An 11,548-nucleotide genomic window follows, 5' to 3' on the forward strand; every position below is an offset into this window, starting at 1 on the left:
TGAACTTGACATAAAAATAAGTATCCAATAGAATGAAAATAGGATTGGAGTACTGTTAATGAATACGCTTAATTTTTATGATGTTTTTGTTTACATATGTAAAGGAACCGACCCATCTCTTCGCAACCGGCGTCTTCAAAAATGTGCCCGGCATTATGCAGGGCTGTATGGAGACGAAATCAACTGCTATACAGAAAAATATGGGAATTATGGAAAACCGTATTTTTCAGAAAACAGGGGAGTCCATTATTCAATTTCCCACAGTGGGGACTACTGGATGTGCGCATTTCATAAAGAACCCATCGGATTTGATATACAAGAGCATAAAGCGATAGATTTTATAAATATTGCGAAACACTGGTATCATCCGCAAGAATATGAAACAGTTCTTGAAAAAGGCGCAAACCAATTTTACGATATTTGGTGCGCCAAGGAAAGTTATCTGAAATATATAGGCATGGGACTGCGTCAGCCAATGAAAGATTTTTCAGTTATTGAGGAAAATAAACTGAAAAATCGGATATTAGACACAGAACTGGTAAATATTTCCAGAAAGCCCGGATATTCTTTATGCATATGTGCAGAAAAAATCATAAATATTTATTTTTTAGTATATTTCTAAAAATTGTATAGCTTATTATACAAGGATTAACCATATAGTGTCAATAGAGGAAATTTTGGGTTTCCCGATTTCGGATCTTCTGCATATACTGGTAAAAAAGAGATTGGATAATTACTATGTTTCATGTAAAATCAAATGATGGTACGAAATTGGCTGTTTATGATCCCAATCCACAGGGGAAATGGACGATTGTATTAATCCATGGCTGGCCGCTGTCGCACAAAATGTATGAATATCAGGAGGAATTGTTACTAAATTGCGGTTTCCGTGTGGTAACTATGGACTTAAGGGGATATGGGAATTCGGATGCTCCACGATGCGGTTATTATTATGACCAGATGGCAAGAGATATCTATAATATAGTAAAAGCGCTGCGCCTGAAGTCTTTTATATTATGCGGATTTTCGATGGGTGGAGCGATTGCACTGCGCTACATGAATTGTTTTCAGGGATATGGGGTTCATAAATTAATACTTATTGCAGCAGCGGCACCCAGCTGGACACAGAGAGAAGGGTTTCCATATGGGCTTCCCCGGGAAAAGGCAGATGAGTTAATCTGTCAGGCGGCAACGGACAGACCGCAGTTATGCCACAATTTTGCACACGAGATGTTATTTGCAAGTCCTCACAGCGAGCCGCTGAAGAACTGGTTTGAAGATATTGCACTTTCAGCATCCGGTATTGCCAACATTCAGTCCGCTTATGCCTTACGGGATGAAGACGGAAGAGAAGATTTGAAAGCTGTACACGTTCCTACGGCAATCTTTGCCGGAGCTAAGGATCAGGTAGTATTAAAGGAATTGACAGAGTGTCAGCATCGTGAGATAGCAAATTCCAGGTTATACATTCTGAAAAATAGTGCACATGGAGTGTTCTATGATGAATTAGATCGGTTTAATGAGTATTTTCTTGAATTTATAAACGAATAAAAATGAGTATTTTTTTGAAATTATAAACGAATAAATCGGACTATAGGGGGAATGGAAACTGTAAAAAGGTTTCCATTCTTTCCTATTTTATAAGTTTTTGATCTAATATGGGAAAATGTATCTAAAAAAGCGCTTGCTGTTTGTTACCTCAAATTATATAATGATATTATATGGATGATACTCATACAAAAGGTGACGCAGCTTGGAATGACATGAGAATGTAAATCTAGGGGGTATCGTTTCGGGGGAAGGAAATTGAAAAAAAGAATCATAAAATATCGGTCAGTTTTTCTGGTACTTGTTTTATTAATAGCAGCTATAGTAGCAGGTGTAATTTGCGTGGACTTTACATTGCAGACGAATAATAATTCTCAGAAGCTTTCTATGGAGATTACCGCAAGAGATATCCAAAAGAAGTGTATTAATGTTTCCTTTATCTTAGATGATCATTTTTCAGATCTGGAATCCCTGGCAACTACGATTTCCAGATTTGATCAATATGAGAATGAAGAGTTGATGGACATCCTTGCTCAGTTCGGGAACCACCATGATAATTGCCGGGTGAGTATTGCAGATCCTTTGGGACGGACATATGAGAAGGACAGGGAGGAGGTATCTATTGCTGACCGTGATTATTTTAAGAGTGCTTTAAAAGGCGGCCGGATTATTTCTGATCTGATCAAATCCAGGGTGACGGGAGAGTACAGCATCGTATTTGCAGTGCCGGTGTACCGGGAGGGAAAGGCTGTTGGGGTATTGCGTACAGTCTATCAGAATATACAGCTAAACCGGCTTTTGCATGTTTCCGGAATGGATAATATGGGAAAAACAGCGGTGGGGAATCTGGCTTTTGAGGTGGATGATTTTCTTTATTATTGCAATTATGCACCTGTTCCCGGAGGAAAGTGGTATCTTTTTAACATATCGTCTGCATCAAAACTGGGTGAATATACCTCGAAAAGTACCGTAACCGGAATGTTGTTTATGGGTAAAATGGTAGTGCTTTTTCTGATTATTATGGGAGGGATTTTGTGCTATCTGTATTTTAATAACAAACAGATGCGCAAGCTTGCAAATTTGCTTGAGAATGTATCCAGTCATGCCCCGGGCGGAATGTTCCGATATGATCCCAAATCAATGCAGCTGTCTTTTATCAATAATGGATTATACCAGATGCTGGGCTGCAGGGAAGAGGATTTCAAAGAAAATTTTCACAACAATTATCTGGAGCTGGTATATGACCAGGACAGGCAGATGGTATTAGAGAATATAGAAAAAATGATACCGGAACGAAAAAGCTTTAAAATGAGGTTTCGACTGAACAGCCTTTCTTCACCTGCTTACTGGGTACAGCAGGTCAGTAATATTTTTGAAGAAGATGGGGAACTGCATGTCTATGGAATTCTGGTGGATATTGCGGAATACAAGGCATTTGAAGATGAGCTGTCATTTAACAATCAACGTTATAAAATCATTGTCAACCAGATGGAATCTTGCTTCGTAGAATACGATGTCCATGATATGCGTGTTCTGGTAATGCAAAATTTTGAAGAGATATTCGGCAGAATGCTGAAAATGGAAATTGAATCAGAAGATGGAAAAGAGTTTGTCTATGAAGAAGACTGGAATATGATAAAAGATAATTTTAAAAAAGTTCTTTATGGAGAGAAGCCCTATGAAGAATGTGAGGCAAGAATCAAAAAAGGTGATGAGACCTATCTCTGGTGCCTGATCCGTTTTTATTCCATGGTAGATGAAAATGGTGCAATCAGCCGTCTGATCTGTAAGATTAACAACATAGATAAACGTAAGCGCCGTTCTATAGAATTAGAAAGTAAGGTACAAAAAGATCCAATGACTGGCCTTTATAACAAGAGCGTCTCTAAAAAATTAATAGAGGATCATTTGGAATCGGCACCTGATGATATCCAGGGATTATTTGTTCTGGATATTGATAATTTCAAGGGCATCAACGATACCTATGGGCACCATAATGGAGACCGGGTATTAAATATGATGGCTCAAACGCTTCATAATCTGTTTCGGAAAAGCGATGTAGTAGGGCGGATTGGCGGAGATGAGTTCATTGTATGCATGAAAGACTGCTACAATGAAGAATACGCTATGAAAAAAGCAGGTCAGCTGTCACATGACTTTGCCGAAATCACAGCAGAAGCGAATCTTGCTGCAACCTGCAGTATCGGTGTGGCGCTCTATCCAAAACATGGAAAAGACTGGGATGAGTTATTTGAAAAAGCCGACATCGCACTGTACCAGGCGAAGAGATGTGGGAAAAACCAGTATGCGGTTTATTGTGAAAAAGGATTGTGATGAGAAGGAATAACAGAATTAGAATAGATGGAAAATAGACAGTAAAGCAGGTAAGCGGCAGTAAATGAATAGAATGCTGCTAATAGTCAATAGAAGAATAGAAAATATAAAAACAATAGAAAATTAAAAACAATAGAAAGATAACAGGTGAATTTGTGAAGACAGGAACGCAAAAAAGAGAAATGAAAAAGACGGATGGCCGGAAGGATTATCAGAATAAGGAGGGGAAAAGTTTTGAAAAAGGCAAGTCAGGGAAGAAGAAAGCTGATATGGCAAAAAGAGATGATGCTTTTAAAGGGGACAAGAATAATAGAAAATCAAGACCAGGACGGGAAGAAGATAGACAGAGCAGGGTATCAGGAGTAAGCCGGGAAGATTGGCATAGTAAAAAGCCGAAAGCTGGTCGGGATGATAATAGGGAAAGTAGAAAATTGGGAGCAGAGCCGGGAAATAGAGGAAGTAGAAATTCTGGGGCAGAGCCGGGAAATAGAGGAAGTAGAAAACCAGAAACGGAGTCGTTAAATAGAGAAAATAGAAAACCTGGAGCGGTGACGGGAAATAGAGAAAATAGAAAACCTGGAACGGAGAGGGGAAATAGAGGAAGTAGAAATTCTGGGACAGAGTCAGGAAATAGAGGAAGTAGAAATTCTGGAGCAGAGTTAGGAAATAGAGAAAATAGAAGACCTGGAGCAGCGTCGGGAAATAGAGAAAATAGAAAACCTGGAACAGAGACGGGAAATAGGGAGAGTCGGAAACCTGGAGCGGTGTCGGGAAATAGGGAAAGTCGGAAACCTGGAGCGGCGTCGGAAAATAAGCAAAAAAGAAAATTCGGAGATAGCGGGGAAGGAAGAAAAAATAGTAAAAGGGGTCAATCTGGAGAAAAGAAACAAAGTGATTTAAAAAAGGTAAATGGTATGGAGATATGCCCTGTTTCTAAAAAATGCGGTGGCTGTCAGTATCAGGGAATTCCTTACCAGGAGCAATTAAAATTAAAAGAAAAAGAAATCAGGAAATGGATTGGAAAGTTCTGTAAAGTAAATGCTGTGATTGGAATGGAAAACCCTTACCATTACCGAAATAAGGTTCACGCAGTATTTGACAGGGATAAAAGAGGGAATCCCATCTGTGGTGTATACCAGGCGGGAACGCACAATGTGGTTCCAATAGAATCCTGTATGATCGAGGATCAGAAAGCAGATGAAATTATTCAGAGTATCCGGGGACTTTTAAAATCATTTAAAATAAGAACTTATGACGAGGATACGGGATATGGACTCCTTCGCCATGTGCTTGTAAAACGTGGATTTACCACGAACGAAATCATGGTGGTACTGGTGACGGCCTCCCCGGTATTCCCTTCCAAAAACAATTTTGTCGGCGCGATACGCAAACTTCATCCGGAGATTACGACCATTATCCAGAATGTAAATGCCAGAGGAACCAGTATGGTCCTTGGAGATAAGGAAAAAACACTGTTTGGTAAAGGCTACATCGAGGATATACTCTGCGGCTGTACATTCCGCATCTCTTCAAAATCCTTCTATCAGGTGAATCCCGTACAGACGGAAGTTCTGTACAAAAAAGCTATTGATGCAGCAGGTCTTACGGGAAATGAACTGGTAATTGATGCATATTGCGGCATTGGAACAATCGGTTTAATTGCAAGCAAGAAAGCAAAGCAGGTAATTGGCGTGGAGTTAAACAAAGATGCAGTCCGTGATGCAGTAACCAATGCCAAGCGCAATGAGATAGAGAATGTAAGATTTTACTGTGCCGATGCAGGGAATTTCATGGCGGATATGGCAGCTCAGGGCGAAAAAGCAGACGTGGTATTTATGGATCCGCCAAGAAGCGGAAGTACAGAAGAATTTATGGATTCTATGGTGCAGATGGGGCCTGAGAGAGTGGTTTATGTTTCCTGTAACCCGGAGACGTTAGGCAGGGATTTAGAGTATTTGACGAAGAAAGGGTATGGATGTAAGGGGAGTTGGGGTGTGGATATGTTTGCCTGGACTGGGCATGTTGAAACCGTCGTACTGCTGGTGCGGAAAGGTTGATTCCAGGCTGGTTGAGGGATTTTGTGGTTCATTATAATCTCCAGATGATTAGCGCTGTTGGTTTTATGGGCAAATTGTCAAGGATTACACCATTCAGGGTTGGACGATGGATAAGGATCGCCTCCAAAAAGGACATATGTTCACGGATTAATACTTTGCGTGACAGTTGCAAAATATCCGTGAGATTCGCCTTTCTGTGCGTAAATTCTATCAGAAAATTACAGATTTGTATGCCACGGGATGCCACGGGTTTCGATTATGATAAGTACGCAAAGACCACCAGATGTTTTTTCAGACTGTGCAGAATAAGATGCAGTGGGCTATTCACAGACACACGGCGGAAGCCAAACATCCAGATACTAATAAATAAGGTTTAGCTGAAAGATAAATTAAATTTTGGAGGCGGGAAAGATAATGGTAAAAGAAAAGGCTTCATTCCAAGCGTTCCTATCGGCAGTTGCGCCGGAACACCAGGGGTTTGTGGAGAAACTTAATGACAAACTCATAGAACAGGGCTGTGACCTTGTAATCAAGGACGTAAAAAATGGTTACGCTGCTTCCTATCAAGTTGAGAAGAAAACAGTAATGAATTGGGTGTTTCGTAAAGCGGGTATTTTGGCACGGATTTATGGTGACAATGCCGAAAAGTATGAAGATGTAATCGCGTCTCTGCCGGATGATATGAAAAAGAAAATGACTGATTCTCGTGATTGTAAGAGACTTATTGACTCTAATGCCTGCAGCCCTACTTGTGTGAAAGGATTTGTTTATACCATGAATGGAGATGTACATAAAAAATGCCGTAATGACGGAATGTTCTTTCTGCTCACTAATGAAACTGCGGAACATATAGAGGGGTTGGTCTGTGCAGAAGTAATTGTGCGTAAATCGGCTTTAGAACGACAGAAAAAGGAAATTGAGTAATTGTGCAGCGGTTTGTTGCACAAATTAATGGTGTTTGTTCTTAGAATAATAAAGTGATAAACATACATAGAATGGAGAAAACTGTGAACACAGCACATAAAACAAAATCTTTGCGAAAACACCCGCTTATAGAATTATTAAAACATAACAAAGGAAATCCAAGAACTCTGATATTAATGGAGCCGCTATGGGGTATTCCATATAATCTGATCGCACCTTTTGCCACACTATATATGTACTCACAGGGAATAACGGACGTACAAATAGGACTGATTTTGTCTATTTCCATGTTTGTTCAGGTGTTCTTTTCCTTCTTTGGCGGCATCATAACAGATAAGATGGGGCGAAAATTTACAACCATGATGGGTGATTTCTTTGGTTGGACTGTTGCTTGCCTGATATGGAGCATATCGGGTAACTTCTGGCTCTTTTTAATTGCAGTTTTATTCAACAGCTTTGAGCAGATTAACCAGACCGCATGGTATTGCTTATTAATTGAAGATGCGGAACCCAAAGATTTATTGGGAATATATACTTGGGTGAATATCGGCGGATTGATTGCAATCTTTTTTGCACCGATTTCTGGATTGCTGATCAATTCCTTTACTGTGGTTCCGGTTGTCCGGGTTTTATATTTGGTTTTCGCTGTGAATATGCTGATTAAGGTAATTGTTACTTTTCGGTATTGTAAAGAAACCCGGCAAGGCAAGATCCGAATGGCTGAGACTAAAGATACCCCTGTTTCACGGATGTTATATGAATACAAGTATTTGATACCTAAAGTGCTGAAGAATAAAGAGATTATGAAAGTACTTATTGTCTCCGTGATATTGTATATCACGAATCTGGTCAGCACCAATTTCTTTAGTTTGTACGCAACACAAGAGTTAGGTATAGAATCGCGCTATCTGGCTTTTTTTCCGATTTTGAACGCGGCTGTGATGTTGATTTTCTTGATAGGAATACAGCACCGATTGGAATTCGTGAAATTCCGCATCCCTATGTGGAGCGGTTTGGTATTGTATGCTGCAGCAGCGATACTTCTGATACTGGCACCGAATGGTAATATGCCGTTTATTATTATTTATGTCTTTGTTGTGGCAGTAGCCGGTTCTCTTGTCATGCCTCGTAAGGATGCCTTGATCCAGCTAAGTATTAATCCGGAGGAGCGGGCTCGTATTAATGCGTTGATTATGTCCTTCACGATTGCTTTTTCTTCACCATTCGGTTATTTTGCAGGGTGGTTATCAAGTATTGACCGCCGGCTGCCATTTGTGTTTACATTTATTTTATTTATTGTGGCAATCATAATCGTGGGTCGCATCCGTGATCCCGAATTTGCTAAGGAGCATGAAGAGGCTGATAATTAATGGGGGTTATCTTCCGATAGCATCTAATATCGCAGAAATGAGTGAAACCTATTTGGAATTTATTAACGAAATAATTGTGAAATAGTGTGTTTCTATGAAATTAAAATGGATAAATTTTTTCTGGATAGGGGACGGGGTAAGGCCGTATGAGTATAAAAAATGGGTTTTGTCAGGTGGAAATGAACCACAGGGCAAAACCCATTCTTTTTAGCAAAAATGAAAATATTAGTCAAAACTTATACCCTGTGGAGAAATATGTTCAGGAACCGATTTTAGCATCAAAAGAAAGCTATTATTATAGACGGTTAATCTGAAATATAGTAAACTTATCTTAGTGATAAATTAGAATTCAGCAGGGAACTATTTTACAGGAGGTAATTTAAATGAAATATGAAGGTGTTTGCATTGCGGTGAAAGATATAAATCTATCCAAAAAATTCTATCAGGAGTTATTTGGACTTGAGATTTTTCAAGATTATGGTATAAATGTTTCTTTTGGCGGGTTGTCTTTGCAACAGGAATTTGACTGGATGCTAGGTGTCCCGAAGGAGAGTATACTGAATAAATCTCATAATATGGAGTTATATTTTGAGGAAGATGATTTTGACGGCTTTATTGCTAAATTAGAGCAGCGTAACGACATTCAATACATTGGTGATGGTATTAAAGAAGCTGGGTGGGGACAACGCTCTATACGTTTTTACGATTTGGATGATCATATTATCGAAGTAGGTGAAAATATGAAAATGGTTGTGAAGCGTTTCCTTGATTCCGGAATGTCAATGGAGGAAACTTCAAAACGTATGGATGTATCTATATCGGATTTAGAGACACTTTTGTGTAGTTAATTCGATAAACTACAATGAAGATTGGGGGATTAAAAGTGGAACAGAGAACACTTTTTAAACAAAATTTGGAACGGGAGAACACTTTGCTGGAAGAGCCGGAAGAAGTAATGCCTGCTAAGAATGTTTTGCAGTTATCTTGCGAAATTGATGATGTGCTGACCTATGCCATCGTTCATATCGGTGCATACGTTGTCAGAGATGTTTGTGTGAAAAATGTTTCCGAAGCAGATTTGGATAATCTGGTTGTTAAAATCAGCGCAAATATTGAAATGGTGGAGAACTTTAAATTTGGCATTGAGAAGATAAAACCGGACGAAGAGCTGCATTTTAAGAATCTGAATGTTCCGATTAATGCCGGTTATCTGGCATCGCTTACGGAAAGAAACATCTGCCAGCTGACAGTGGGGATATATTTTGAAGAGACTCAGCTTGCATCTCAGACTGTAACTATTACGGCACTTGCCTTTGATCAGTGGCCGGGACTTCAGTATACACCAGAGCTTCTGGCAGCGTTTTCTATGCCGAATCATCCTGTGGTTACAAGCATAATACAGCTTGCGTCAAAATATCTGGAAAAATGGACCGAAGATCCTTCTCTTGCCGGATATCAGTTCCAGGATCCGAATCGAGTTAAAAATATGGCTGCTGCAGTGTATGCGGCAATTCAACAGAAAAACATTACTTATGCAGAGCCTCCTTCAAGCTTTGAGGTGTTTGGTCAGCGGATACGTCTGGCGGATGCTGTGTTAGATCAGCATCTGGGAACCTGCATGGATATGACGTTACTTTATGTGGCATGCCTGGAAGCCATGGGATTGAATTCGGTCATGGTGATGATGAAGGGCCATATATTCGCCGGTGTCTGGCTTCTTGAGGAGTCTTTTTCGGACATGATTATGGATGATCCTTCCCAGTTGGAAAAACGTATGTCCAAGGGCATTCATGAGATGATTGTCGTTGAATGTACCGCTATGTGTGCCGGAAAGAGCAGAAGTTTTGATGAGGCAGTCACGTTGGCAGAACGTGAAGTATCGAATTATGGTAATTTTGCTTTTGTTATCGACATGAAGCGCGCCAGAAGCATGGGTATAAGGCCCCTTCCGGTTCGGGTAAAGACGTCAGCTGGCTTTGAGGTTCAGCATGAAGAACGCAAAGAGAAGGATGTTACGAATGCACCGAAAGCGATTGGAGATACTTTTGAACTGCCTGATTCAGCACAGAAGGATACGGTTACAAAGCTAACTCAGTGGGAGCGTAAGCTTTTAGATCTGAGTTTACGAAATATGCTGATTAATATGAGAATGACGAAGGCGGTGGTTCCGCTGTTGTCTTCCGATGTGAGTATTTTGGAGGATGCCCTGTCGGATGGAGAGGAGTTCCAGGTTATGCCGCGCCCGGCGGATATGTCAATCGCAGGTGATGGAGGAGTACCGGTAGAAGCACTGGGAGAGCTGGGCCCTTTTGCGGATTTTATTGCATTGGAGAGTAAACACCGACGGCTGCATTCTCTGTATACAGAAAAGGAATTAAACAGCTGTCTGACCAAGATGTACCGGTCAGCAAAAACGTCAATGGAAGAGAATGGTGCCAGCACGCTGTATCTAGCATTGGGCTTACTCCGTTGGTTTGAAGGTAAAAAGAGCGCCACGGTAAGATATGCACCGATTGTATTGGTTCCAATTGATATCGTTCGTAAATCTGCAAGCAAAGGCTATGCAATGCGCATGCGTGATGAGGATGCGCAGATTAATATCACACTTTTAGAATTTTTAAAACAGAGCTTCGACACGCAAATTTATGGACTGAATCCGCCGCCAATGGATGAGCATGGACTGGATCTTCCTAAGATATTTGCGATTATTCGGCATGCAGTGATGAATCTTCCTATGTGGGATGTGGTGGAAGCGGGATTTATCGGCAATTTTTCATTTTCACAGTTTGTGATGTGGAATGATATACATACAGATAGTGCCTTTCTTAAGAATAACAAAATAGTCCATAGTCTGATGAAGGGAGCCGTAGATTGGGATTGCAAGATACCCGAGGGTGTAGATACGGATGAAGCATATCTGCCGATAACAGTGGATTCCTCACAGCTGCGGGCAATTAATATGGCAGCAGCAGGTGTCAGTTTTGTGCTGCACGGACCACCTGGAACCGGAAAATCACAGACTATTACAGCAATGGTTGCAAACGCGCTTACAAAGGGGAAGACGGTTCTTTTTGTGGCGGAGAAAATGGCTGCACTTGAGGTTGTGCAGAAGAGACTGGCAGCACTTGGTATTCAGGATTTTTGTCTGGAGCTTCATTCCAATAAAGCGACTAAGAAAGCCGTGCTGGATCAGCTGAAAAGAGGTCTGGAGATTGGTGTCTGGGGTATTACAACGGAATACGATAAGAAAATCCAGGATATTCGGAAAATGCGTGGGGATCTGGATGCCTATGCAAAGGCACTGCATGTAAAGAG

Annotated in this window: 9 protein-coding genes and 1 pseudogene; all 10 read left to right on the forward strand. The window is 40.6% G+C overall.

Annotated elements, in window-relative coordinates; all coding sequences use genetic code 11:
* The first annotated feature begins 58 nt into the window (after positions 1 to 58).
* Positions 59 to 622, forward strand: coding sequence for a 4'-phosphopantetheinyl transferase superfamily protein (locus RHS_RS30785; RefSeq protein WP_377141980.1), 564 nt, complete (start codon positions 59 to 61; stop codon positions 620 to 622).
* Between the two features lie 116 nt (positions 623 to 738).
* On the forward strand, positions 739 to 1,551 hold the full coding sequence (locus RHS_RS10735) for an alpha/beta fold hydrolase (protein ID WP_047833164.1): 813 nt from the start codon (positions 739 to 741) through the stop codon (positions 1,549 to 1,551).
* A gap of 255 nt (positions 1,552 to 1,806) precedes the next feature.
* Entirely contained in the window at positions 1,807 to 3,882 is a 2,076-nt protein-coding gene (locus RHS_RS10740) for a diguanylate cyclase (RefSeq protein WP_047833165.1), read from the forward strand.
* Positions 3,883 to 4,116: 234 nt separating this feature from the next.
* Positions 4,117 to 4,248 (forward strand): hypothetical protein, encoded by a 132-nt coding sequence (locus RHS_RS30790; RefSeq protein ID WP_276325432.1) that lies wholly within the window; start codon positions 4,117 to 4,119, stop codon positions 4,246 to 4,248.
* A gap of 548 nt (positions 4,249 to 4,796) precedes the next feature.
* Positions 4,797 to 5,939 carry a 23S rRNA (uracil(1939)-C(5))-methyltransferase RlmD gene (rlmD, locus tag RHS_RS10745; RefSeq protein WP_395022031.1) on the forward strand — a complete coding sequence of 381 codons (1,143 nt, stop codon included), beginning with the start codon at positions 4,797 to 4,799 and terminating at the stop codon, positions 5,937 to 5,939.
* A 29-nt stretch (positions 5,940 to 5,968) separates the two neighbouring features.
* Positions 5,969 to 6,279: pseudogene (gene rhuM, locus RHS_RS30795) on the forward strand (RhuM family protein); the annotation flags it as partial.
* A gap of 74 nt (positions 6,280 to 6,353) precedes the next feature.
* The gene (locus RHS_RS10750; protein ID WP_027294573.1) at positions 6,354 to 6,863 is read left to right on the forward strand and encodes a hypothetical protein; all 510 of its coding nucleotides are present in this window, start codon (positions 6,354 to 6,356) and stop codon (positions 6,861 to 6,863) included.
* 83 nt (positions 6,864 to 6,946) lie between these two features.
* The gene (locus RHS_RS10755; protein ID WP_047833166.1) at positions 6,947 to 8,233 is read left to right on the forward strand and encodes an MFS transporter; all 1,287 of its coding nucleotides are present in this window, start codon (positions 6,947 to 6,949) and stop codon (positions 8,231 to 8,233) included.
* A gap of 383 nt (positions 8,234 to 8,616) precedes the next feature.
* Positions 8,617 to 9,081, forward strand: a complete 465-nt coding sequence (locus tag RHS_RS10760) for a VOC family protein (protein ID WP_047833167.1) — start codon at positions 8,617 to 8,619, stop codon at positions 9,079 to 9,081.
* A 35-nt stretch (positions 9,082 to 9,116) separates the two neighbouring features.
* On the forward strand, positions 9,117 to 11,548 hold a 2,432-nt coding region (locus RHS_RS10765; protein ID WP_395022034.1), incomplete at its 3' end, for a DUF4011 domain-containing protein.

The sequence above is a fragment of the Robinsoniella sp. RHS genome, from assembly GCF_001029355.1.
Taxonomy (GTDB): domain Bacteria; phylum Bacillota; class Clostridia; order Lachnospirales; family Lachnospiraceae; genus Robinsoniella; species Robinsoniella peoriensis.